The sequence below is a fragment of the Flavobacterium sp. TS_SC_5 genome, from assembly GCF_056156265.1.
On record NZ_CM149588.1, the window covers coordinates 1,471,158 to 1,495,243 of the forward strand.

Here is a 24,086-nt window from a genome sequence, read left to right on the forward strand (position 1 = left end):
ATTTTTAAAATTGATTATAGATAAATTTGAAGTTGTACTACGAAGTCTCCTAATGATCCGGAGCGGTTTGTTAGAGAGGTGTATACGGGTCTAGTTGAATATTGTGCCGTTATTTTGGAATGGTGTCCGTCAATAAAAAAGTTTGATCCCACATCAAATTGTGTACTTGACTGTGTTAAAGCATCAAAGTTTTTGTAAGTAACAGCACCAAAGGGCTGGATTCTAACTTTAGGTTTTGCCTCTTTATTGGGCAATAAAATACCCGCTTGCGTATACCATATAGTTCCAGAGCCAATCGTTGGCTGTGCATTTCCAGCTCCCGCTATAGCTCTACTCCCAGTGAAATTTGGATCTACTGAGCCAATATTCATAATTCCAACATTACGCAAATAATTAGGACCAAAATCATAATCATATAGTACACTGTAACCTGTAACGGCCATTTTGTTTTCTTTTTTTCCAATAGGCATATCAAGAAAAACATCGGCAGAGAAAAGTTTGATGTCATGTTTGTTGATAGTGCTGTTTACAGAAGTTTTTGTAGCATCAGGTGCAGTGTAAAAACCAGCACCAACGTTGAATACTTTTTTAGTTCCTAAATAGCTACCTACTTTAAAAGGCAATACATTGGCTTCTTGATCTAAAAACTGGTATTCGAAATAACCGGCCTTAGACCATTTTGTCGCACCACTGTTATCTACAGCTACGGCATTCGATGCAGTCGTGGTGTTTGTAGGTGTTAAGTTGGTAGCATAAGGTTTGTTGTAACTCAAGCGGTATTCTAGTTTGCCATATTTCCCTTTAGCAAATAAACCCACTTGTCTGGCAAACTGATCAGAGTTTTCAATTAGTGGCCAGTTAAAAATTGGTGCGTCTATGGTTAGGAAGTTCAGCGTTGAAGCCATCGTTAGTCTAGACAATCCCATGTAGTAGTGCAATCCAGCACCGAGGGTGAAACTAAATTTCTTATCCTTTTCTGGCAATACAACAGCATATTCATTCCATGCATCATGAAAGAATAAACCAGGTTTTTTTCCGGCACCGTAGCCACCAGTACCTGAGGTTCCTGCTGCGCCACCGTTAATAAAAGTTTGGTTGTTGATTCCAAAATGGGTTAAGATCATGTATCTTTTAGATACTTGAGCATAAGCTAGAAAACGCAAACGTCGATTACCAATGTCGGTTGCAGTTGATGTTGGCTCTCCTCCAATCATGGTTCCAGGATTCATTTCTGCAGAACGAAACCAGATTTGGTTCCACGCGATCACTCGCATGAACTTGGAGCCGTCTTCGTTCAGGTTAAATTTTAGTCCTGCACCATAATCTGTTGAGCCTTGAGAAAAACCCTGCAGAGTCAGTAAGAGGACCGAAGCTGTGAAAAATATTTTTTTCATAAATAGGAATTGGTTACTAAATGGTTGGTTAATAAAGTGCCAAATTGAATTATTTTATGCTGAAAAAAAATTTTGATATATTTATGTGTAAACTACTATAGTTAATCTTTGAATCGTTCCCATTTTATAAGCATAAACTTGTCTCCAAGTTCCGTTATTATCATACCTGCACCGGAAAGTAATTGTTTGTTTTTTAAATATTCTACCAGTTCTAAGTGGCTAAAAATCTTATAGGTAGGATGGTAGTTGGCGTGAGAGGGTTTTTTTATGTTGAAGGTCTTTACCCAATTACTTACGGTCACGTGGGAAACCCCAATAATGCGCTCAATTTCGCGAAAACTCAAACCTTCGAGATAGAGCTGTAAAGCTTTGGTAACATAATAATCATCTATCTTTTTTCCAATTTTATTTACCGTAAAAAAGTAATTACATTTTTTACATAAATACCTTTGTTTACTGTTAATTATACCACTTTTTATGATGTGGTCGTTTTGGCATTTCGGACACGTTAAAAGTTCCATATATATAAATTTTGCATAAATATAGTAATTTAGCAACTATATAAAAGAGAATTGTATAATAAAATCGTTTTAAATTTATTAAAGGTGCATTTTTATTGAAAAAAATGTGTGTGTTTGATAAATTTTATCCTTTTTGAAATAAAGCCATGCTTAGAATCTTAAATGTTTTGAAATCGTTTTGTTTGCAATAGTATCTTTTGGATGTCGTAATAACGTTGTGATGTGAAATGATTGGTTTATAATATGCTCAATAACGAACAATAGAAGCTTGAGTTTTCAAAAACAGACATAAATACTATCTATGCCCTTGCTTTCGAAAATAAATATACTTCAGTTGCAAGTGCAATTATTGAAATCAGTGCTGTTCTTGCATTGCAACAGAATTCGCCTTACAGCCAATGGCAAAATAAAAAACTGTTTGTTCTCCAACTCCGAAACAGATCTACTGACGCCTTTCCGGAATGGCGAAGCGATAGAAGACTTGATTGCTTTTTCCATTAAAAACAAAAAGAAAGTACGCGCAGGAATGACTACTATCGAGGATGTAAACAATCCCGCTTTGCATCAAGACAACCGCAGCATGATTGCTATTGTCGGTTAATTTTCTAAAATTTTTTTTAGGAGCTTTTCCCGTTATTCGTTACAACCCGGTTTCCACTGCTACTAGGGCTAGTGCATTTGTGCAAAAAAGACAGAGAATGTGGTTTTACGTAAAGTTTACAATTAAGAAGGTAGTATTTTTGAAAAAGACATTAAGCTTAATTAGTTTTTATAAGTATTTTCGGTATTAAGTTATATATTTGAAAATAAGTAAATACTGATGCTTGTCAGACATATCTACCCAATTTGTGGGATATTAAGTCTAATTTTGTCAGACGTATAAGCTAGTTGCCTGCAATGCTATCGAACCGACTAAACCAAAAAACAATGAAATATAGCTTACTATTATTTTTCCTTATTACGACAAGTTGTCACAGCAAAAATCTTGACACCGAAAATTTAAACGAAACGCCACAAATAACAATTGAATATTTGAATTTAATTAATGGGTATAAAGTAAAAATATTATGGATTCCAAATAAAATAGCATCAAATGAAAACGAAAAAATAGTTGGTCCAGCAATTTTAGAATTGAAAAAAAATGATGGAAAAACATTTTACGCAAATTTTACAAACTTTTCAATTGACATTACAATTCCAAACTTAAAAATGAATAATGAATTTGTTCAGAGCTTTACACCAATATATATTCAACGAAAATTTAATATTGAAAAAGATCCATTTTTCTTTGAAGATGTAAATTTTGACAACGGCAAAGAATTAATTATTTCAGAAACTGGGCTTTTCGATTTTGACAGAAAAGTATATCGAATTTTTGAGGTCATTGAAAATTCAGATTTTCGAAATAATACTTTAGACGAACTTAATGGAGAGGCTTTTTTATCATATGGAAACACAACTTTTGATAAAGAAAATAAAGAAATAATAATTGCTGAGTATAACGGCTGTTGTGAATATGATCAATATTATTACAGGTTGAGAGATAAACTTGCCAAGAATAATTTTTTTAACTATAAAATTGAAAATCATATAATTGATTATACTACAAATAAAGAAACAATAACAGTTTATGAAAAAGAGAAAGTTATTTCAGTAAAAGTTGTGGAAGCTAAAAAACCAGAAGAATAACTATGAAAAGCATATACAAAGAAATAGAAACTGAAGTTCAAAATTTTATAAATGAATTAGAAAATGATAAGCAATTAGCAAAAATATTAGACAAATACTACAAAGGAACACAAATACTTTTTTCGGGTCTTCATTACAAACCAAAATTTATGTTTATTGGTATAAATCCGGGCGCTGGATATTATAAACATAACAATGGATTAAAGGTCAAAAAGTTAGGAATTCAAAAAAAAATAGAATACTCATACAAAGATTTTAATTACGCATTAGCAAGAAACACAAGAATGTTATTTCAATTAGCTAATTGTACAGAGTATTTAGATAATTCGGTAAAAACTAATCAATTCTTTTTTGCAACAACCAAAGAAACTGAATTATATAAAATGTTAAGTCATTTCAAGCATCTAAAAGTTTATAATAAGTCAAAAAACTGGGTTGATAAAATTGTATCAATTGTACAGCCTGAAATAATTATTTGTGAAGGCAAAAGTGCATTCGATAGATTTTCAAAAAATAAAGAATGCCAAATTATCGCAAACGGAAATGTTTACTACACTAAATATGAAAAAATTCACATAATAGGGTATAAAAGAAGGTTTAGTGATATAATAGACATTGAGAAAGTTGCTACACTGATTAACGAAAAACTTAAAGAAACAACATTAACTAAAGAATAAATCTATATTCATTATAGCTATGAAAATTAAATTAAAAATACTTAAACCCTTTATAATTCTCTTTCTGACACTTAATTCTTTTTGTGTTTTTTCTCAAATTACTATTTCAAAATTTGAAAAAGAAGAAGAACAAATAGTCGAAAAATCAGTTCCGTATGACAGCCTATCAAATTGGCAATCACTTCCTAAATTAAGTGATTATAAAAAATTTATTGGACAAAGAGTTTACTTACCCAAAAAACAAACTGTGGTTAATCCAAATGATAAATACCAATTTATAAATCCTTTTTTGTTTAAAAAAGAACAATCTGTTATTTTATTAGATTCCTCAAATGTAATAAAGTTCTTATCTAAAACATTTGTGTTTCGTCCTTCAAATATTAGTACTGAATATCGCAAAATTTTAGTAATCGATTCAGTTTCAACAAATATTTACCAACCATTTCTGTATTATGGTAATCTTGATAATTACGATCGTTACGAAGACGGAATAGACTTTAGATTCACTAATCGCAGAATTGGAAACAAATATTATTTAATAACAAATGTAATTTACGGAGAGAAATTAGAAGAAATGGACTTCTCATCAAAATATTATTACAGTTTACAGGATATTGAAAGCAATAATAAAAGATCAAAAAAAGTTGCAAATTCAAATGAATCAGTATCAAAGAATATTATTTTAAAGCATTCGAAAATTGCTTTTGAATTAAGAGATGAAGTAACCGGAGAAACTTTATATTATATGGAAGACGGAAATGAGTATTGGAAAAACCGATTGATTTTAGTCTCATATTTTATTAAACAAAAAGAAAAATACGTAGGTCAAAATATTATACCTGATGGCATTGTAACTGAAAGGGACGATTTAAAAAAAATGATTACAATTGAAGATGAAAATGGAAAATCATTTACAACCCCTAAACCAGTAAAAATTGGACCTTCGGGTATTTGGAACTGTATTGACGTAACAATTCTAGAGGGTGGTTCAAATATAAGTTATATCCTGAGGAATAATAAAGATGAGACAGTAGCCTTAGAAGATTTAAAAGATTGGAAATTAGAAAAAGATATTATAGAAAAAGAAAAACAAGATAAAATTACGAATCAAAATTTGAAATTAGAAAAAGAAAAGCAAAACAAAGAAACAATATTAAAAGAAAAAGTTGCATTTGAGAAAAGAAAAAAAGAATGTATCGAAAAGTTCGGAAATTTAAATGGAGAATTAATTGCTCTAGGTAAAGTTAAAATTGGTATGTCTAAAGAGATGTGCAAAAAATCTTGGGGAATTCCAATATGGTCTGATAAAACAACAATTGAAGATGGTACAATTGAAAGATGGTATTATGGTTTTGATTATAGCTTACATTTTGTCGGTAATGAATTAAAACAAATTGAACATTAAACAAAGCCCCGCTAACGCACGAATCCTTTCGTGTGGTTCGTGTAAATTAAAACTAAACTTTCTATATTAATCTTAAAAACAGTAACTATGAGTAGAAATTATAAATTTACTTCGTCTGTTCGACTATCGTCTCGGGTCATAATCTAGAGGGTTTGTACTTTATAAGTTTTACTCAACCTACTTTAATTATATATGCAAAACGTAGCGTTTGCAACGCGGTTCATGAACCAATTATAAGCTTTTTCATAAAGACCTGAGTTCGATTATTAAAGTATTCATTTTCAATACCGTTTATAATCCTGCAAGGTTTCCAAAACCTTGTAGGTATAATTTTTATTAGATTAATATACCTACAAGGTCAAAAAAAACCTTGCAGGAAAACCAGTTAACGGTAAATTAATGATATGAAAGTCATTAGTGGTAAAATAATAATCGAACTCAGGTTAAAGAGTATTTTGTAGTTAGTTCTTACTTTTGAGAGGCCTTTTAAGTGTGATTGCTTCGTTCCTCGCAATGACTAGATTGTGGAAATGTCATTATGAAAAAAGTTCGTGATTCCTAGCCCTGATGGTAGTGGCATCCTCGTAGTCCCGATCCCGAAACATCGGGACGGGATTGCAAGATACAGCGTACAGCAGGAGGATTCGTTCTTGAAAACTGTAATCATTCTGCTTCAAATTATAAACAGGTCCAAACCTTTTTAGTAGTTTTACTGTAACACAATTTCAATACTGCACTCTTACTGTAGAATCTATTGTCATTAAACGCTATACTTTATGAAAAAAATTGTTTTAAGTGCCGTTGTACTTTGCTCGGCTTGTATGTTGCAGGCGCAGAACATCAATAAAATCATCAAAATAAAAGACGTTACCAAGATAGAGAAAGTGCTTTCGGCGGATGATATGCAAGGTCGCAGAGCGTTTACTCCGGGTATCGATAAGGCTTCCTCTTATATTGAATTTCAATTTAAGAAAATAGGAATGCAAACATTTAACGGTGCCAAAGATTTCAAGCAGGAATTTTCCATGACCGAGTCTAAAAATGTTTCTTTAAATGTTTTAATCGATGGTAAAGCGATAGATAAAGCGGATGTGGTTTCGTTTTCCTACCAACCGCAAATGGCAATGACTGAAAAAAGTGATGTTCAGGTGGTGAAAATAAATGCCGGAGATAAATTTGGCCAAAATTTTACGAATATTATCAGAGCGCTAAAAACCTTTTGGTTCTTGTGGATGCTTCTTTTAAAGCCCGAATTCCAAATGTGAGACACATTACGCAAATGAGTGCTAATCCTGGAGGAAATACGGTGGTGTTTGTTTTTGGTGCTGCTGAGGCGACTCAGTTTTCAATAGAAGGTACCAATACCGTTACAAAAAAAGCATTGAATAACGTAGTAGGCGTATTGAAGGGTAAAAGCAAACCCAATGAATATGTAGTGTTTTCAGAACATTATGACCATCTGGGTGTGGGTTCGCCTGCAGAAGGAGAGCAACATGATGCAACGGATTCTATTTATAATGGTGCCAATGATGATGCAGCGGGAACTACAGCAGTAATCATGTTAGCTAAGTATTTCAAGAAACTGAATAATAATGAGCGTACGATATTGTTTACCACATTTGTAGCGGAGGAAATAGGCGGTTATGGTTCTCAATATTTTTCGAAACAATTAAACCCGGATCACGTTATGGCTATGTTTAACTTGGAGATGATTGGAACCGAATCGAAATGGGGTAAAAATTCGGCATATATTACTGGTTTTGAAAAATCAAGTATGGGAGAAATATTGCAGAAGAATTAGGAAGGTTCAGCTTTTAAATTTTACCCGGATCCTTATCCGGAACAACAATTATTCTATCGTTCCGATAATGCGACTCTGGCAAAACTGGGTGTTCCTGCACATACGATTTCTACTTCTAAAATGGATAGCGAACCGAATTATCACAAAGTAAGTGATGAAATAGAAACGCTGGATATGGTGAATATGACACAAATCATTAAAGCCATTGCCATCAGTTCTTCTAGCATCGTTAACGGAAAAGATACACCGTCAAGAGTGGATAGCAGTGCTTTGAGTAGAAATTAGTAAAGTTCTTCGGCTTTCTTTCTTGATAAGTAAAGTCTATATAGTACCCGTTGGGTGTAATTAATAAAAATTTCAATTAGTCTTAAATAAAAAAATTGAACCACATAGAAACATAGAAAAAAGAGTCGGATAGCCCAATTGCTTCGCCTGTTCGCTATCGCTCGGGTCTTGGGTTCACATAGCTATGGGTTTCTCTAAAAAAGTGAAACACCCTACAAAATTTAAATATCTATGTTTCTATGTGGTTAAAAAATTAAACAAATTGAATTACACCCAACGGGTTATATAGCAGTAATGGGTACTTATTTTACAATCTTGCTTTGTGAAATAATTACCCATTTTTATATTTTATAATCTGTGGAATTTACTGCAACTCCACCTTGACATTATACTGATTTAAACTCAAAATAGTTTCTATAGATCCAAAAGTGGCAATGCTTCTTTGGTATTCTCTTTCTTTTTTTCAAAGCATTGTGTTTGAATTTCCAAAGCGAGATTATTTCATTGATTCGGATGATTTCCTGCTCGCTTTTGGAAGTATCCGTCACAAAATTAAAATCTCCTTTGTCAATTTTTGACTCAACATTCTTTGTTTTCCAGAAATAGTGATTATCCGCGAATCGCTTCGCTGACTGTACAGGTTGTATTGTATCAAGAGCTGGCTCAATAGTACCGTAATAGCAATCGTCTATAAGGCGAATAAATATAGTCGCTTTAAATTTTTGAATGAAACGGTGTCTATGGATGTTGTAGCTTTTTTGTCATAAAGAAATTGAATTGCAATCCTAGAGCCTCTTTTATCAATTGAAAATTTGTAGTGCTGAAGTTTATTTTTAGGGCTTCCTGATGTCCTTTTTCTGACATTTTATTCCAAGTTTTCAGAATGATATTTTTCAGTTTTTCCCTGTCATGTTTGTGAACAAATCCGTCTAAATAATATTCTAGAAATACTAGGCAAATCACATCTTCGAGTAGTTGTGTTTCGGTGTCTTTTTTGAGTAATTTTTTTTCAATAAGAAACGAAACCCGTGCAATAAATTCTTCTGAATATCCAGCTTTTTCTAAAATTACAGCCGTCGTTTTAGCGTGGAATTTTTTTAAATCTTCCCGCCATTTCAAATAACCCACGCGGTCCTTTGGGTAGGATTCTCTGGCTACTTTCCATCGGCAAATATGTTGTGCCTTGGATGCAATTTGAACGGCTTCGGATGCATTTGGATGAAAATCCATCAGTCTTTCATACATTCGATTCGAATATAACAATTCTTTTGGATGAGAAATTGATAGGTATATTTCGTGATTTGTATCTTGTGCATTTTCCGCATCAATCCATTTGCTGGCGTTCTGGAATGGTGTTGTTGTCATTTGAAAAGTTAAAAATCAAAGATACATAATTATTCCAAAAAGCCTCCGAAGACCGCATTTTCAAGAATTTTTACCGGATAAGTGGCGATTTTTAAATCATCTCCATTCAAATTTGATCCATTGATAAGAGAAAATGTTTTCTTGTGCATTGGACAGGGAATATCTTTCAAGAAAAATAGCCTCTTCTTTGTTTGAACAATTAAAAAGTAGGGTTAAATCCCAATCATTAGCGATTTTTGTAAATGATCCAGAATATGTGTGTTGATTGTGTTTTATTAATCTCTCTTCTATATTATGTGTTTCGCCAACATAATATTTAGTTGTGGATTTTGAATAAAGAATATAAAGATAATGCATTTTAAAAAAGGTTTAAAAACAAAAAACCCGAATATTTCTATTCGGGTTTTGTGGTACCTCCAGGGATCGAACCAGGGACACATGGATTTTCAGTCCATTGCTCTACCATCTGAGCTAAGGTACCTCGCTGTTGCGGGTGCAAATATAGAATGATTTTTAGTTTATCCAAAACATTTTTTAAAAAAAATCAATTCGTACCTTTACAATATCAAAAACCAAATTATGATTTTAGTTATCGATGTTGGAAATACCAGAATTAAAGCAGCTGTTTTTGAGGATGCTACCCTTTCTGAGATTTTTGTTTTTATGAAAATAGAACTTCAAAAAAACATTCAAAATATTTTAAAAAATTTCGAAAAAATAACTGATCTAGTTATTTCGTCTGTTGGTGATGTCGAAAAACAGTCTTTTCTTGATTTTGACAAAGTGCTAAAAGTGCATTTCATCTCACATGAAGATTCTTTCCCGTTCCGAAACTGTTACGCGACTCCTAAAACATTAGGAATTGACAGAATGGTTCTTGCTGCAGGAGCGACACTACAGTTTCCGAATCAGAATCGATTGGTGATAGATGCTGGGACTTGTATTACTTATGATTTTATTGATGAAAATGATAATTATTTGGGTGGAGCCATTGCTCCAGGACTGCGCTTGCGTTACGAAGCTTTGCATAACTACACCGCGAAACTCCCTTTGTTATCATCGCAAACTCCGGAGGATTTGATTGGAAACTCCACTTCTGAATCTATTCATTCGGGAGTTGTTAATGGTTTTGTCTATGAGATTGACGGTTTCATAGATGAATATAAAGCAAGATATTCAAATTTTATAATAATTTTAACGGGTGGCGATACAGATTTTTTGGCTAAACGATTAAAAAATACCATATTTGCCAATTCAAATTTTCTGCTGGAAAGTTTGTACCAAACATTTCAATATAAAATCAAAAATGATTAAAAAAATTATAATAAGCGCATGTTTGCTTTTATCATTAGTGTCTTTTGGACAAGAGGGAACATCTTCGCCCTATTCTTTCTACGGAATTGGAGATGTGAGGTTTAGAGGAACATTGGAAAACCGCTCTATGGGAGAAATCGCTATCGAACAAGATAGTATTCACATGAACTTACAGAATCCGGCGAGTTATGCAAATTTGAAGTTGACAACCTTTACTTTGGGCGGGACTCAGGCTACTACAAAATTGAAAACGGACACTGAAACTGCAAATGCTCGTAGAACAACCTTAGATTATCTAGCCGTAGGTTTGCCTTTGGGGAAATGGGGAGTTGGTTTCGGTTTGATTCCATATTCTTCTGTTGGATATAAAATTTCATCCGTTTCAGATGATCCGGCAGTAAATAACAGAAGATTTAATGGTTCTGGTGGTATGAACAAAGCTTTTCTAGGTGTTGGATATAAGATTACTCCTAATTTTAATATTGGTGCTGATGTAAGTTATAATTTTGGTAAAATTGAAACCAATAATTTTGAATACATCACGGATATTTCTATTGGTACAAGAGAATTAAATACGGTGGATTTATCTGGGGTAAATTTTAACCTTGGGATGATGTACAAAACTAAAATCAACAAAAAGACCTCTTTTTTTAGTAGCGTAAATTATTCATTAGAAAGTACTTTGAAAACTGAAAACACCAGAAACATTTCAACGGCACTTTATGATTCAAATTTTGATTTATCAATTGTTGATGTTTTAGATGATGTAAAAAGCGAGAAGAATTTCAAAATCCCAAGTAAATACTCTGCGCAAGCAGGTATTGGTGAAGCCAGAAAATGGTTAGTTGGAGTAGGGTATACGTTTCAAGGAGCGGGTTCTTTAGATAATAGTTACAATTCACTTGATAATGTAACCTACGAGAAACATTCGAAATACAGCATTGGTGGATATTATATTCCAAATTATAATTCATTTTCAAGTTACGCTAAAAGACTTGTTTATAGAGCTGGTTTCAGATTTGAAAATACCGGTTTAGTAATTAATTCAGAGCCTATTGAGGACATGGCGTTAACAGTAGGATTAGGAATGCCTTTGACTGGAACGTTTTCAAACGTAAATATTGGTCTTGAATTTGGTAAAAGAGGAACTACCGCTGCAAACTTAGTGGAAGAAAATTATGCTAACGTGAGTGTAAGTTTTTCACTAAATGAAAGATGGTTTGAAAAACGAAAATTCAACTAGTAATAGATTGTTTGCTACAACTTCTTTGTAAGTTCATTGTATGACTTTATTCAAAAAATATTATTTTAAATGGTTTGTCATGGCTTTTGCTGTGACACTGTTTTTTGGGTGCGAAAGTAATTTTAAAGAAGTACAAAAAATCAATTTTTCTGAATTCGTGCCAAGTAGTGATGCTGATATGGTGAATTTAAAATACACGGATTCAGGACGTATTACCGCTGTTTTGGTTAGTACAAAAATGCTGGATTACGCCAGTGTTGAATTTCCTTTTACAGAATTTCCTAAAGGAATCGATGTGACTTTGTACGATAAAAAGGCAAAAAAAACTTTTATCAAATCGAATTATGCAATCTCTTATAAAGGAACGAATATTATTGATTTGCAAGGTAAAGTGAGAATTTTTACGGAACAAGGACAAACTCTGGAAACAGAACAGTTGTATTTTGATCAAAAAAACGAGTGGTTTTTTACCGAAAGAAGGTTTAAATTGACTGATCCAAAAGGAGTTTCTAATGGACAGGGAATTGATTTCAGTAGGGATTTTAAAGTGATTAACTCTCAAAAAATAACAGGCGAAATAGAATCTGCCGATTAATATAAATACAAAATGAATTACTTAAAATATACACAATACGTTTATCTTATTTTTGGTGCGTATTTCATATATGACGGTTTCACGAAACTGAATGACCCGGCATTAGGGACTCCATGGTTGAGTTTCATGATTGCTGGACTGGCGGTATTCATGTTTTTCTTCAGGAGAAAATTTGCTAAAAAATTTGAAGATCGCAACAAAAACTCCTAATTGATGGAAGTTAGTATTATAATATTGTGTCTAATATTAAGTGCTTTTTTTTCAGGAATGGAGATAGCCTTTGTCTCTTCCAATAAAATATATCTTGAAATCGAAAAGAAACAAGATAATTTTCTATCAAAAATACTTACAAAACTTACTGAAAAACCATCAAATTTTATTGTAGCCATGCTTATTGGGAATACCATAGCAATGGTGGTTTACGGTTTTTTTATGGGTGATATAGTGCTGCAATGGTGCGTTGCTGTGGGATTCCATTTCTCAGATTGGTTAAGTCTGCTGTTACAAATCTTTATTTCGGCACTGATTATTTTGGTTACCGCTGAGTTTTTTCCAAAAGTTTTCTTTCAGATTTATGCCAACTCGTTAATAAAATTTTTTGCAATACCCGCGTACATTTTTTATAAGATTTTCTATTTCATCTCCACTTTTTTTATTGCGATTTCTGATTTCATTTTGAGGAAATTCTTCAAAACCGAAGGAGATACGATTCAGTTGTATTTTAGTAAAATTGAACTAGGAAATTACATTACGGAACAAATGAGCAGTGTGGAAGATAATGAAACCGTGGATTCTGAAATATTGATGTTTCAAAATGCATTGGAGTTTTCGGGTGTAAAAGCCAGAGATGTGATGAGTCCGCGTACCGAAATAATAGCTGTTGAGGTTTTTGATTCCATCGAAGAACTGAAGCAATTATTTATAGAAACGGGCTATTCTAAAATTGTGGTTTATCAGAATTCCCTTGACGATATTGTGGGTTATGTACATTCTTTTGATTTGTTTAAAAAACCAAATAACATCAAGGAAATTGTGATTCCGGTTGAATTTGTTCCTGAAACAATATTCATCAAAGATGCCATGAATTTGCTGACCAAAAAGCGAAAAAGTGTAGCCGTGGTTTTGGATGAATACGGCGGAACATCAGGCATTATTACTATTGAAGACATTGTAGAAGAGCTTTTTGGTGAAATTGAAGATGAGCATGATTCTGATGAAGAGTTGATTGAAAAAGAATTGGGTGAAGGTGTTTTTTTATTTTCGGCTCGTTTAGATGTGGAATATTTGAACCAAACCTATAAACTTCAAATTCCGGAAGGAGATTCTTACGGAACATTGGGCGGTTTTATTGTCGATTTTACAAAAGAAATTCCTCAAAAAGGAGCTGCAATTACCATAAACAGCTATCATTTTGTAATTGAAGAAGCTACAAATAAGAAAATTGAATTAGTAAAAATGAGCGTGCAGGATTGATTTTTATTATGAAAATAAAAATTCTTGCAAAATAAAACGCTACTACTATAATTATTAATTAGATAATTGTATTTTCGCAAACTGAATATAAAAATTAACAACAATAAAATGGCACTTTTACAAAAAATTAGACAACGTTCACTTCTTCTGATACTCGTTATCGGATTTTGTTTATTAGCATTTATCATAGGTGATATATTCAACAGTGGTGGTTTTAACAGCACATCAAAAGATGTAGGAAGCATTGATGGAAAAGATATTGCATTCGAAGATTTTAGAGTTAAAGTTAGTAATGTTGAAAAAAGTGGTCAAGGAATAAGTTCAACTGAAGCAGCTAACAGAGTTTGGGAGCAAGAAGTTTCTATCGCTTTGTTGACTTCTGAATTTGAAAAATTAGGACTTAGAGTAGGTGAAAAACACTTATTGGAAGTTTTAAAATCAGATCAAAATATTGGTGGAAATCCATTGTTTTTGAATTCTGCAGGTGTTTTTGATGTTGCAAAGTTCAAACAATATTTTAAATCTAATCCGGAACAAGCTCAATTTTTAAAAGATAGAGAGAAAGATGCAGATTTAAATGCTAAATATCAAATTTACAATACATTGATCAAAGCGGCAGTTTTTACAACTGAAAGCGAAGGAAAAATGAAATATGAGATGGAAGCAAACCAAGTGAACTTTTCATACGTTGCAGGTTTATATTCTACAATCAAAGACAGTGAAGTAAAAATTTCTGATGCAGAAATTGTAGGTTTCATGAAGAAAAATGAAAAAAAATATAAAGCAGACGAATCTCGTGAAGTAGAATACGTTTTGATTGAAGACAAAGCATCTCCAGCGGATGAAGCTGAGGTAAAATCGAAAATTACCGCGCTATTATCAGGAAGTGTAGTGTACAATCAAGCTTCAGGTAAAAATGATACTGTAGCAGGATTTAGATCAACTACTAATACAATTGACTTTGTAAATTCAAATTCAGATGTTCCTTACGATTCAACTTATATTGCCAAAAAAGACTTACCGGCTGTAGATGCTGATAAATTGTTCAATCTTGCTCCAGGTCAAGTATATGGTCCGTATATGTTTGGGAATTACTACTGTATTTCTAAATCTATGGGAATGAAACCAGGTGTAAATGCTAAAGCAAGTCATATTTTAATTGGTTACGAAGGAACACAAGTTCCTAATCAAAAGGAGAAAAGAACAAAAGAGCAAGCAAAAGCGAAAGCCGAATCTATTTTGGCGCAAGTAACCGCAAATCCTGATAGTTTCATGATGTTGGCTTTTACAGCATCTGATGATTCTTCTGCACAACAAGGTGGTGATTTAGGTGATTTTGGTCCAAACCAAATGGTAAAACCTTTTAATGATTTTGTTTTTAGCAATGGAATTGGAAAAGTTGGTTTAGTTGAAACTGATTTCGGTTTTCACATTATTAAAATTACCGATAAACAAGACGGAATCCGTTTGGCTACTGTAGCTCAAAAAGTAGAAGCTTCTGAAGCAACTTCAGATAAAATATTTACACAGGCAACCAAATTAGAAATGGATGCAGCGGATAAAGATTTTAACAAAGTAGCAAAAGATATGGGACTTAAAGTTGCTCCGGCTGTTTCTGTAAAAGGAATGGATGAGAACTTTGGAACATTAGGAAATCAAAGAACTATCGTAAGATGGGCTTTTGAAGACGGTGTTAAAGAAGGATCTGTAAAAAGATTTGAAGTAGCTAATGTAGGTCACGTTATTGCAAAATTGAAAAGTATTGATAAATCTGGTTTAGTTGCCGTTTCTGTAGCAAGACCTTATGTAGAACAGATACTTAAAAACAAGAAAAAAGCAGAACTGATCAAAGCTAAAATGAATGGTTCTTCACTTGAAGCAATTGCAAAAGCAGTAGGTGGAACCGTGCAACAAGCAACTGGTCTTACGATGGAAAATACAATGTTGCCAAATGTTGGCCCAGAACCAAAAGTAGTTGGTAATGCATTTGCTTTATCAGCAAATAAAATGTCCGCTCCAATTGAAGGAAATACTGGTATATATGTGGTTAAAAATACAAGTACAGTAAAAGCGCCAGCAATGAAAAACCATGCGCCATACGTTGCTAAATTGAAGGCGCAAAGTGCTTCAGATTCGAACAGAGTTGTTCCTGCATTGAAAGCTAACGCTAAAATTGAAGATAACAGACAGGATTTTAATTACTAATAAAAAGTAATTATTTACAAGAAAAAATCCCGATACATGTTGAATGTATCGGGATTTTGCTTTTATTCAATTTTTTGAGGAAGAGGATTCAGTATTGTAATTAAGACAATATCATTTCATGATAGGGAATTATAGTTTTATATCCTTTAGAAGTAAAATAAGCTGTTGGATTATCCTCTGCAATTGCCATAACAAAATCACCTCCCCAAGCTCCCAGACTTTTTATCACGCCATTGAAATCAGGAAATAAAATTTCTTTTATGGTTTGTGTTTCCAGAATATTACTCATTTGTATTTCATGTTTTTGTATTGCTGTAGCAAAAGAGGGAAGCGAAGTAGCATTCAAAACTTCAGAAGTTATCAGGTCATTTAAATCTATTGTCCTCGGCAGATTATTCTTTTTATTCATATTGTAAGCAGCTATTGCGCTTTTGCTGCTTTGCTTTTTGTTGAGATATACAAAGTATATGTTGTCCGTAAAATCTGGATTAAAAGTTACTTTTTCAACTGTAGGATTTCCTTGTTCCAATGTATATACAATTGGACTGTCGTTTTGCGCACAAGCAATATCATAACCACTGCCGCCAAAACTGTTTTTAAGCAATGTGAAAGCATCGATTTGTAACCATTGGGCAATGTTGTTTATCAAAGTAGATGACGTTCCCAAGCCCCAGCTTTTTGGAAATCCTAATTCTGTTGTGATTATGTAACCACCTGAATTTAAAATGAAATCCGGATTGAGTTTAAATGCTTCGTGTAAAATGGTCGTAAGTGTTGCTTTTACCGATTCATTTTCAGGATTAACTTCTTTAGAAATATCAGAAAATAAAAGGGTGTCTTCAAACCAAATGCTTCCATCCGCATCATAACTTTTCCAATTGATTTCTTTGTTGTCTCCTTCTTCTATGATGAGATTTTGTCCCATTTTTGTGGGTAATGCAAAAGCTTTGGCACCATCAAGAACCAGGTATTCTCCCGTGATTAAAAGTTTTCCATTGCTGTAGAATGTTTTTTTCATTGTCTTTGCGAGGAACGAAGCAACTTTGTTCTTTGTTGCTTCAAGATAAAATTATTTTCTTAATTTTTCAATAAAAGTGACCACGGCGCTATGCGAAACGGTATTCTTTTTGAAATATTTCTGTATTAAAATACGTTCTTCATCAGTAGCTTCAAACTGGTTGATGATGTTATTCAAATGCATTTTCATGTGTCCTTCCTGAATTCCTGTTGTAGTCAAGGAACGTAAAGCGGCAAAGTTTTGGGCTAAACCAGCTACGGCTACAAACCGCATTAATTCTTTGGCAGATGGTTTTTCCAGCATTTCCAATGATAATTTTACTAAGGGATGCAAGGAAGTCAAACCTCCAACAGTTCCTAATGCTAAAGGGATTTCTAGCCAAAAAGTAAAAATTCCATTTTCTATTTTGGCGTGTGAAAGACTGGAATATTTTCCGTTTCGGGAAGCATAGGCGTGAATTCCGGCTTCGACGGCGCGAAAATCATTTCCTGTTGCTAAAACTACAGCATCCACTCCGTTCATGATTCCTTTGTTGTGCGTTACTGCACGATATGGCTCGACTTCAGCGATTTTAACGGCTTGCACAAATTTCTCGGCAAATTCCTGTGGATGTAGAATGTGTTTTTCTTCTAATTCTTCTATCGGGCAAGAGACTTCGGCTCTTACGATGCAATTTGGAACGTAATTCGAAAGAATGCTCATTACGACTTCAATGTCTTTCTCTGTTTCTGTAAATAGAGCATAATTGAGCGCTTCTTCTTTTAAGGTTTTGGAAAACTGTTCTAAACACGAATTGATGAAATTTGCACCCATACTGTCTTTAGTTTCAAAAGTAGCATGTAGCTGAAAATAATTGGGCAACAAATCGGTTTTGTCTTTTAGAGTAATGTCTAAAATTCCGCCACCGCGTTTTTGCATATTTGTGGTAATCGACTCTGTTTCTGAGAAAAATTTGCTTTTGTTTTGTGCAAAAAACAAGTTCAGTTTTGACACATCGCCTTTATAAATAAAATGAACCTGCCCAATTTTTTCGGTATTGATTACGGTTGCTTTAAATCCGCCACGCGTGGACCAAAATTTAGCGGCTTTTGCGGCAGCGGCAACCACTGAGCTTTCTTCAATGGCCATGGGAATCGTGCTGTATTTTCCATTAATAAGGAAATTAGGAGCAACTCCCAGCGGAATGTAGAAATTGGTTATTGTGTTTTCGATGAATTCATCGTGTAATTTCTGTATTTTTTCATCAGAATTCCAATAGTTTTTCAACAAGGCGATGGCTTCTGTAGGTGTTGAAAAATATTGATTGGCAATCCATTTAATTTTTTCTTCTTTGGATAATTTAGAAAATCCGCTAATAGCCTTGTTCATTCTCAATTGATTATGGTGTAATTAGTTGCAAAGATACGGTTTTAGCCGTTTTATTTACAATCAAATTATATTCAGTGAAAGGTTATTTTTTATATTGCTTTTTACATTTAACATATAAAATGACCGATAATTGTAATTTTTTCACTAAAATTGACGGTTTTTATCTTTAAATAAATAGTATGAATTCGAAAAAAATTATAGCATTATTTTTATTCTTGTGTTTTACGGTTGTAGGTCAACAAAAAATCACAATTGATGAACTTTATAACGGTACATTTCGGGCTCAGGGAATGGATGAATTACAGTCCATGAAAAATACAAATCAATACACAGTTTTGAATGCGGACAGGCAGTCCAGAAGCTTGCAAATTGATTTGTATGATTTTGCTACACTAAAAAAAGTGTCTACATTAATCGATACAAAATCGCATAGAGAATTATCAGGCGGGATTGACAGTTACACTTTTGACGCTTCAGAAAAAATGATTTTATTGGCTTGCAATACCAATCAAATCTTTCGCCACTCTTTCACTGCGGATTATTATTTATATGACATCGCGAATAAAAAATTAAGAAAACTATTCGATTTTCAGGTTCAAGAGCCTACCTTTTCGCCTGATGGAAAAATGATTGCTTACGCCAAAGAAAATAATGTATATGTATATGATTTAGCTTCTGATAAATCGACTTCAATTACTACAGACGGAAAGAAAAACAGCATTATTAACGGTATTACGGATTGGGTTTACGAAGAAGAATTCGCATTTGTGAAAGCTTTTGACTGGAGTGCTGATAGCAAAAAAGTAGCCTACATTCGTTTTGACGAAAGTCAAGTCCCGGAATTTTCGATGTCCATGTTTGGAAAAGAGTTGTATCCAATGATGCAAACATTTAAATATCCAAAAGCAGGGGAGAAGAATGCTGTAGTGTCGTTGCACATTTATGATGTTAATTCGAATGCAGTGAAAGATATTAATCTGGGGAATTACAATGATTTTTATATCGCCAGAATGAAATGGACCAATGATGCAAATACATTGTCTGCGCAGGTATTGAATCGCCACCAAAATAATTTGGATTTGCTGTTTATCGATGGAAACTCAGGAGCTGCAAAAGTAGTTTTGAACGAAAGAGACAAAGCGTATGTTGATGTTACGGATAACTTGACTTTCTTGAAAGACAACAGTTTTATTTGGACCAGCGAAAAAGATGGTTTCAATCATATTTATTTATACGATAAAAATGGAAAATTAAAAAACCAACTGACTAAAGGCAAATGGGAAGTAACGAATTATTATGGTTTAGACGAAAAAACAAATACGGTTTTTTATCAATCAGTGGAGAATGGATCTATCAACAGAGACGTTTACAAAATAAGTCTTGACGGAAAAAACAAAGTGCGTTTGTCACAATTTACAGGAACGAATGCTGCGACATTCAGTCCGAATTTTCAATACTACATCAATACTTTTTCTAGTGCGTCACAACCTACAACTTATACATTAAACGAAGCTAAAGCCGGAAAACAAATTCAAGTTATTCAAAGCAATGAATCATTGGCTGCAAAGCTAAAAAGCTATGATTTACCTTCAAAAGAGTTTTTTGTATTGAAAACGGCAAAAGGGAATGAACTAAATGCGTGGATTATTAAACCAAAGGATTTTGATTCTGCTAAAAAATATCCGGTTTTCATGTACCAATATTCTGGCCCAGGTTCACAACAAGTGAACAACGACTGGAATGGTACCGATGATTATTGGTTTATGATGTTATCCCAACAAGGATACATTGTAGCTTGCGTTGACGGAAGAGGAACTGGTTTTAAAGGAGCTGATTTCAAAAAAGTGACGCAATTACAATTAGGGAAATACGAAGTGGAAGATCAGATTGATGCCGCTAAAGTAATAGGAAATTACCCATTTGTGGATAAAGCTAGAATTGGTATATTTGGCTGGTCGTATGGAGGATTTATGTCTTCAAATTGTATTTTGAAAGGGAATGATGTTTTCAAAATGGCAATTGCTGTAGCTCCGGTGACGAACTGGCGTTTTTATGACAGTGTGTACACGGAACGTTACATGACGACACCGCAAGAGAATGCAAGCGGATACGATGATAATTCACCAATAAATCATGTAGATAAATTGAAAGGGAAATTCCTTTTGATTCATGGTTCAGGAGATGATAATGTACACGTTCAAAATTCCATGCAAATGATGGAAGCTTTGATTCAGGCCAATAAACAATTTGATTCCCAAATTTATCCAGACAATAATCACGGGATTTACGGCGGAAAAACCAGAATTCAATTGTACACCAAAATGACTAATTTTATTAAAGAAAATTTATAATAGCGCTTTATGACAAACGACGCATTGAATAAGGAAGAATTTTTTGGACATCCAAAAGCGCTTTTTATATTGTTTTTTACCGAAATGTGGGAACGTTTCTCCTTTTATGGAATGAAAGCGTTACTGATTTTTTATCTGACAAAGTACCATTTGTTTTCGGATACTTCAGGGAATTTATTGATTGGAAGCTATGCTGCACTCGTATACGCAGTGCCCGTTTTAGGTGGTTTTATAGCCGACAGGTATTTGGGATTTAGAAAAGCAATTGTTTTTGGGGGTATAATGCTGGTGTTGGGACATATAGGAATGGCTTATGAAGGGAACGCCGCAACACAATCTATTACTGGCGAAATTACGCGGGACGAAACAGCCTTACAAATATTTTACTTTTCATTATCCTTGATAATTGTCGGAGTTGGTTTTCTAAAAGCCAATATCTCTTCATTGGTGGGAGAATTATATGAAACCGGCGATAAAAGAAGAGATTCCGGATTTACTTTATTTTACATGGGAATTAACTTAGGTTCCTTTTTAGCTACGCTGATATGTGTTTGGTTAGGCGAAAAATATGGTTGGAGTTATGGTTTTGGCGCAGCTGGAGTCGGAATGTTTTTTGGATTAATGACTTTTATTTCCGGAAGAAAATTATTGATGGGAAAAGGGGAATCGAACAATCCTTCTTTCTTAGAGAATAAATCGTTTGGACTTAAAAATGAATGGTTGATTTATATAGGAAGTGTTTTTTCAACCTTATTGTTTTGGCAAATGGTTCAAAATCACGATGCCGTTTCATGGGCTTTAAAAATTGCAGGTGGAATTTCTTTTATTTATATTGTTTATTATGCTGCGACACAGCTCGATGGTAAAGCGCGTGACCAATTGATTGCCCTGACCATTCTGATTGTATTTACGATTGTGTTTTGGGCATTGTTTGAGCAAGCTTATACTTCCATGAATTTATTTGCCGACCGAATTTTGGATCGAAATATATTCGGTTATGAAGTTTCTGCTGGACAATTCTTAAGTTTTAATGCCTTATTTATAATTTTGCTAGCTCCGGTTTTTGCTTGGATCTGGCCAAATCTAGGAAAATACAATCCTAATACAGCCGTGAAATTTGCTTTAGCACTGGCTTTAGTTGGTTTAGGTTTTGGAGCGTTAGTGATGGGTATCAATCTTTCTGGCGCAGGTAAAGTAGCAGCAATATGGCTAATATTAGCTTATTTTTTACATACCTGTGGTGAATTGAGTTTGTCACCGGTAGGACTTTCTGCAGTGACTAAATTATCCCCGGCAAAAATTGTTGGGTTCATGATGGGCGTTTGGTTTTTGGCAACAGCCAGTTCTGAATTTATTGCTTCTATTTTAGCGAATATCGCTTCTGTCGATACTTCAAATGGTACAGCACCGGATTTAAATTTAGCAAAGCAGAGTTATTTAGTGCTTTTTGAATATTTATTTTACACAGGACTTGGTTTTGGATTGCTACTATTAGTACTTTCGCCAATAATAAAAAAATTAATGCACGGAGTAGATAAAGAATTAAACAATTAATAATATGAGTCAAAATACTACAGATCAATTTTTCAAAAGTACCGTTTTAGGGCATCCTGCGGGATTATTCGTTTTGTTTTTCACAGAGATGTGGGAGCGTTTCTCCTTCTACGGAATGCGTTCTTTATTGATATTATTTTTAACAGCTTCCTTTACAGATGGTGGTTGGGAATGGACGCGTGAAAATGCTTCTGCCTTATTTGGATCCTATGTAGGGTTGGTTTATTTGTCTACCATGTTAGGTGGTTATTTTGCCGATAAAGTAATTGGTTTTAGATGGGCTGTGGTTGTTGGAGCTACTTTAATGACTTTAGGACACGCTTCTATGGCTGTCGAAACTGAATTTTCTATTTATTTAGGATTAGTATTATTGGTTTTTGGAAATGGTTTCTTTAAACCAAACATGACCTCAATCGTTTCTGAAATGTACAAAGACCGTCCTGAAAAGAAAGATGGTGCGTATACTTTGTTTTATATGGGCGTAAATGCCGGAGCGTTCTTCGGGATTTTGCTTTGTGGTTATTTAGGAGAAAAAGTAGGTTGGACCTATGGATTTGGTTTAGCCGGAATCTTTATGTTCTTCGGAATGTTACAGTTTTGGTTGTCTCAGGATATTTTTGGAGATATTGGTTTGAAACCAAATAAAGAAAGCAAAGCCAAAGCGGAAGCTTTGGATACGGATAAAAGAAACCCATTTACTCCAATACAATTAGCAGCAATAGCTTTCTCTTCTATTTTAGCTTTATTATGGCTTGTAAATGATCCTGCTTCTAAAATCTCAGGGGGTAAAGTGAATGTTTTTTCTTTCCTTGGACCTAATGGAAACGCTATTGCAATTATTTCCGCTTTAGTTGTGTTCATTATCTTGTTGATTTACAGATTTACACAGTATTCTCAAATTACAAAAGAAAAATTAATTGCGGTTACATTTTTTGCATTTCTGACTATTTTCTTTTGGGCTATTTTTGAGCAGTCTCCAAACAGTTTAACGATTTTTGCCAGTGATTATACAGATCGTGTTTTAACAGGTAATTGGAGCGTAGTGTTTTTAGTGATGAATTCATTGATTACCATTCTGCCTTTGGTAATTATCACTTGGGTGTTGATTTTATTATTCAAACAGACCTTTAAATTCTATGCGTTTGCAAATGTTATTCTAAGCGTAAGTTTTATCATTATCTGGGCCATAGCAATCTGGATGTTGACAAAAGATTATTATACTGCTGGATATTTATCATTATCAGATTCAACTTTGCAAGCATTGAAAATCGACAAAGTTACCACGGCATTAACCGAAGTTCCCGCAACTTGGTTTTCTACCTTAAATTCATTGTTTATTATTTCATTAGCACCATTGTTTTCTAAATGGTGGGAAAGTAAATACAACCCTTCTGCGAATTTGAAATACGGAATCGGAATGGGATTGTTAGCTCTTGGTATGGCTTGTGTAGCTTTTGGCGCAACTGGAATCGAAGCTGGTGCAAAAACGGCTTCAGTAAGTATGATTTGGTTGATTCTAGTGTATCTTTTCCATACCATGGCTGAATTATGTATCTCTCCGGTTGGATTGTCTTACGTGAGTAAATTAGTTCCAGCTCGTATGATTGCGTTCATGTTTGGTGTTTGGTACTTAGCGGTAGCAATCGGAATGAAAGGTGCAGGTATGTTTGGAGAAAATATTGATAAAATTGCCAATGAACACGGATTGAGTTACTTCTTTTGGATGTTAACAATTATTTCCATTGTTGTTGCTTTATTCTCTGTTGCGATGACTCCTGTTATTAAAAAATTGATGCACGGTGTTCGATAAATTTTAGGCATCATTTTT

At 33.8% G+C, this 24,086-nt stretch carries 19 protein-coding genes, 1 tRNA gene and 4 pseudogenes; 15 read left to right on the forward strand and 9 right to left on the reverse strand.

All coding sequences use genetic code 11. From position 1 onward, the window contains the following. Nucleotides 1-14 precede the first annotated feature (14 nt). Both AC0J6S_RS06415 and AC0J6S_RS06420 read right to left on the reverse strand, forming a co-directional pair. Entirely contained in the window at nucleotides 15-1,394 is a 1,380-nt protein-coding gene (locus AC0J6S_RS06415; RefSeq protein WP_474955955.1) for a porin, read from the reverse strand. Between the two features lie 101 nt (nucleotides 1,395-1,495). Then, nucleotides 1,496-1,915, reverse strand: a complete 420-nt coding sequence (locus AC0J6S_RS06420; RefSeq protein ID WP_474955956.1) for an IS1/IS1595 family N-terminal zinc-binding domain-containing protein — start codon at nucleotides 1,913-1,915, stop codon at nucleotides 1,496-1,498. A gap of 373 nt (nucleotides 1,916-2,288) precedes the next feature. On the opposite strand from AC0J6S_RS06420, the pseudogene AC0J6S_RS06425 reads away from it, so the two are divergent. From AC0J6S_RS06425 to AC0J6S_RS06450, 6 genes and pseudogenes are all read left to right on the forward strand, one after another. Beyond that, nucleotides 2,289-2,516 (forward strand): annotated as a pseudogene (locus AC0J6S_RS06425) (cyclic pyranopterin phosphate synthase MoaA); the annotation flags it as partial. A gap of 431 nt (nucleotides 2,517-2,947) precedes the next feature. Then, nucleotides 2,948-3,604 (forward strand): hypothetical protein, encoded by a 657-nt coding sequence (locus AC0J6S_RS06430; protein WP_474955957.1) that lies wholly within the window; start codon nucleotides 2,948-2,950, stop codon nucleotides 3,602-3,604. A 2-nt stretch (nucleotides 3,605-3,606) separates the two neighbouring features. Beyond that, entirely contained in the window at nucleotides 3,607-4,281 is a 675-nt protein-coding gene (locus AC0J6S_RS06435; RefSeq protein WP_474955958.1) for a hypothetical protein, read from the forward strand. 19 nt (nucleotides 4,282-4,300) lie between these two features. Continuing rightward, nucleotides 4,301-5,686 (forward strand): hypothetical protein, encoded by a 1,386-nt coding sequence (locus AC0J6S_RS06440; RefSeq protein ID WP_474955959.1) that lies wholly within the window; start codon nucleotides 4,301-4,303, stop codon nucleotides 5,684-5,686. A 776-nt stretch (nucleotides 5,687-6,462) separates the two neighbouring features. Next, nucleotides 6,463-6,951: a hypothetical protein gene (locus AC0J6S_RS06445; protein WP_474955960.1), complete on the forward strand. Its 489-nt coding sequence runs from the start codon at nucleotides 6,463-6,465 to the stop codon at nucleotides 6,949-6,951. Between the two features lie 14 nt (nucleotides 6,952-6,965). Further along, nucleotides 6,966-7,772 (forward strand): annotated as a pseudogene (locus tag AC0J6S_RS06450) (M20/M25/M40 family metallo-hydrolase). A 544-nt stretch (nucleotides 7,773-8,316) separates the two neighbouring features. Here AC0J6S_RS06450 and AC0J6S_RS06455 read toward each other — a convergent pair. The 5 genes and pseudogenes from AC0J6S_RS06455 to AC0J6S_RS06475 form a co-directional block, all read right to left on the reverse strand. Beyond that, nucleotides 8,317-8,439, reverse strand: a complete 123-nt coding sequence (locus AC0J6S_RS06455) for a type IV pili methyl-accepting chemotaxis transducer N-terminal domain-containing protein (protein WP_474955961.1) — start codon at nucleotides 8,437-8,439, stop codon at nucleotides 8,317-8,319. A gap of 71 nt (nucleotides 8,440-8,510) precedes the next feature. Beyond that, on the reverse strand, nucleotides 8,511-9,137 hold the full coding sequence (locus AC0J6S_RS06460) for a DUF4202 domain-containing protein (RefSeq protein WP_474955962.1): 627 nt from the start codon (nucleotides 9,135-9,137) through the stop codon (nucleotides 8,511-8,513). A 29-nt stretch (nucleotides 9,138-9,166) separates the two neighbouring features. Next, nucleotides 9,167-9,298: pseudogene (locus AC0J6S_RS06465) on the reverse strand (nitrite reductase small subunit NirD); the annotation flags it as partial. 46 nt (nucleotides 9,299-9,344) lie between these two features. Then, nucleotides 9,345-9,494 (reverse strand): annotated as a pseudogene (locus AC0J6S_RS06470) (GIY-YIG nuclease family protein); the annotation flags it as partial. A gap of 51 nt (nucleotides 9,495-9,545) precedes the next feature. Then, a tRNA-Phe gene (locus tag AC0J6S_RS06475) sits at nucleotides 9,546-9,618 on the reverse strand. A 98-nt stretch (nucleotides 9,619-9,716) separates the two neighbouring features. On the opposite strand from AC0J6S_RS06475, the gene AC0J6S_RS06480 reads away from it, so the two are divergent. The 6 genes from AC0J6S_RS06480 (at nucleotide 9,717) to AC0J6S_RS06505 (ending at nucleotide 15,967) form a co-directional block, all read left to right on the forward strand. Next, nucleotides 9,717-10,451: a type III pantothenate kinase gene (locus tag AC0J6S_RS06480; RefSeq protein WP_474955963.1), complete on the forward strand. Its 735-nt coding sequence runs from the start codon at nucleotides 9,717-9,719 to the stop codon at nucleotides 10,449-10,451. Next, nucleotides 10,444-11,694: a BamG family beta-barrel-assembly machinery protein gene (bamG, locus tag AC0J6S_RS06485; RefSeq protein ID WP_474955964.1), complete on the forward strand. Its 1,251-nt coding sequence runs from the start codon at nucleotides 10,444-10,446 to the stop codon at nucleotides 11,692-11,694. The genes AC0J6S_RS06480 and bamG overlap by 8 nt, the downstream gene beginning before the upstream one ends. Nucleotides 11,695-11,734: 40 nt before the next feature. Beyond that, nucleotides 11,735-12,289 (forward strand): LPS export ABC transporter periplasmic protein LptC, encoded by a 555-nt coding sequence (gene lptC, locus AC0J6S_RS06490; RefSeq protein ID WP_474955965.1) that lies wholly within the window; start codon nucleotides 11,735-11,737, stop codon nucleotides 12,287-12,289. Between the two features lie 12 nt (nucleotides 12,290-12,301). Further along, entirely contained in the window at nucleotides 12,302-12,499 is a 198-nt protein-coding gene (locus AC0J6S_RS06495) for a hypothetical protein (protein WP_474955966.1), read from the forward strand. Nucleotides 12,500-12,502: 3 nt separating this feature from the next. After that, nucleotides 12,503-13,762 (forward strand): hemolysin family protein, encoded by a 1,260-nt coding sequence (locus AC0J6S_RS06500; protein ID WP_474955967.1) that lies wholly within the window; start codon nucleotides 12,503-12,505, stop codon nucleotides 13,760-13,762. Between the two features lie 108 nt (nucleotides 13,763-13,870). Then, a complete protein-coding gene (locus tag AC0J6S_RS06505; RefSeq protein ID WP_474955968.1) occupies nucleotides 13,871-15,967 on the forward strand; it encodes a peptidylprolyl isomerase in 2,097 nt (698 codons plus the stop codon). Between the two features lie 100 nt (nucleotides 15,968-16,067). On the opposite strand, the gene AC0J6S_RS06510 is transcribed toward AC0J6S_RS06505, so the two are convergent. Both AC0J6S_RS06510 and AC0J6S_RS06515 read right to left on the reverse strand, forming a co-directional pair. Next, nucleotides 16,068-16,985, reverse strand: coding sequence for a GYDIA family GHMP kinase (locus AC0J6S_RS06510; protein ID WP_474955969.1), 918 nt, complete (start codon nucleotides 16,983-16,985; stop codon nucleotides 16,068-16,070). Between the two features lie 51 nt (nucleotides 16,986-17,036). Then, nucleotides 17,037-18,353 (reverse strand): hydroxymethylglutaryl-CoA reductase, degradative, encoded by a 1,317-nt coding sequence (locus AC0J6S_RS06515; protein ID WP_474955970.1) that lies wholly within the window; start codon nucleotides 18,351-18,353, stop codon nucleotides 17,037-17,039. 179 nt (nucleotides 18,354-18,532) lie between these two features. Here AC0J6S_RS06515 and AC0J6S_RS06520 point away from each other — a divergent pair, with 179 nt between their 5' ends. The 3 genes from AC0J6S_RS06520 to AC0J6S_RS06530 are packed head-to-tail and all read left to right on the forward strand — an operon-like array spanning nucleotide 18,533 to nucleotide 24,068. After that, nucleotides 18,533-20,704 carry a S9 family peptidase gene (locus AC0J6S_RS06520; protein ID WP_474955971.1) on the forward strand — a complete coding sequence of 724 codons (2,172 nt, stop codon included), beginning with the start codon at nucleotides 18,533-18,535 and terminating at the stop codon, nucleotides 20,702-20,704. A gap of 9 nt (nucleotides 20,705-20,713) precedes the next feature. Further along, nucleotides 20,714-22,258, forward strand: coding sequence for a peptide MFS transporter (locus AC0J6S_RS06525; protein WP_474955972.1), 1,545 nt, complete (start codon nucleotides 20,714-20,716; stop codon nucleotides 22,256-22,258). 4 nt (nucleotides 22,259-22,262) lie between these two features. Continuing rightward, nucleotides 22,263-24,068 (forward strand): peptide MFS transporter, encoded by a 1,806-nt coding sequence (locus tag AC0J6S_RS06530; RefSeq protein WP_474955973.1) that lies wholly within the window; start codon nucleotides 22,263-22,265, stop codon nucleotides 24,066-24,068. The last annotated feature ends 18 nt before the right edge of the window (nucleotides 24,069-24,086 follow it).

Excerpts from the sequence above, each read along its gene's own strand:
- AC0J6S_RS06520 (WP_474955971.1), top strand. The coding sequence starts at position 18,533 with ATGAATTCGAAAAAAATTATAGCATTATTTTTATTCTTGTGTTTTACG.
- AC0J6S_RS06515 (WP_474955970.1), bottom strand. The coding sequence starts at position 18,353 with ATGAACAAGGCTATTAGCGGATTTTCTAAATTATCCAAAGAAGAAAAA.
- AC0J6S_RS06495 (WP_474955966.1), top strand. The coding sequence starts at position 12,302 with ATGAATTACTTAAAATATACACAATACGTTTATCTTATTTTTGGTGCG.
- bamG (WP_474955964.1), top strand. The coding sequence starts at position 10,444 with ATGATTAAAAAAATTATAATAAGCGCATGTTTGCTTTTATCATTAGTG.
- AC0J6S_RS06435 (WP_474955958.1), top strand. The coding sequence starts at position 3,607 with ATGAAAAGCATATACAAAGAAATAGAAACTGAAGTTCAAAATTTTATA.
- AC0J6S_RS06480 (WP_474955963.1), top strand. The coding sequence starts at position 9,717 with ATGATTTTAGTTATCGATGTTGGAAATACCAGAATTAAAGCAGCTGTT.
- AC0J6S_RS06420 (WP_474955956.1), bottom strand. The coding sequence starts at position 1,915 with ATGGAACTTTTAACGTGTCCGAAATGCCAAAACGACCACATCATAAAA.
- AC0J6S_RS06460 (WP_474955962.1), bottom strand. The coding sequence starts at position 9,137 with ATGACAACAACACCATTCCAGAACGCCAGCAAATGGATTGATGCGGAA.
- AC0J6S_RS06525 (WP_474955972.1), top strand. The coding sequence starts at position 20,714 with ATGACAAACGACGCATTGAATAAGGAAGAATTTTTTGGACATCCAAAA.
- AC0J6S_RS06510 (WP_474955969.1), bottom strand. The coding sequence starts at position 16,985 with ATGAAAAAAACATTCTACAGCAATGGAAAACTTTTAATCACGGGAGAA.
- AC0J6S_RS06505 (WP_474955968.1), top strand. The coding sequence starts at position 13,871 with ATGGCACTTTTACAAAAAATTAGACAACGTTCACTTCTTCTGATACTC.
- AC0J6S_RS06530 (WP_474955973.1), top strand. The coding sequence starts at position 22,263 with ATGAGTCAAAATACTACAGATCAATTTTTCAAAAGTACCGTTTTAGGG.
- lptC (WP_474955965.1), top strand. The coding sequence starts at position 11,735 with ATGACTTTATTCAAAAAATATTATTTTAAATGGTTTGTCATGGCTTTT.
- AC0J6S_RS06445 (WP_474955960.1), top strand. The coding sequence starts at position 6,463 with ATGAAAAAAATTGTTTTAAGTGCCGTTGTACTTTGCTCGGCTTGTATG.
- AC0J6S_RS06500 (WP_474955967.1), top strand. The coding sequence starts at position 12,503 with ATGGAAGTTAGTATTATAATATTGTGTCTAATATTAAGTGCTTTTTTT.
- AC0J6S_RS06440 (WP_474955959.1), top strand. The coding sequence starts at position 4,301 with ATGAAAATTAAATTAAAAATACTTAAACCCTTTATAATTCTCTTTCTG.
- AC0J6S_RS06415 (WP_474955955.1), bottom strand. The coding sequence starts at position 1,394 with ATGAAAAAAATATTTTTCACAGCTTCGGTCCTCTTACTGACTCTGCAG.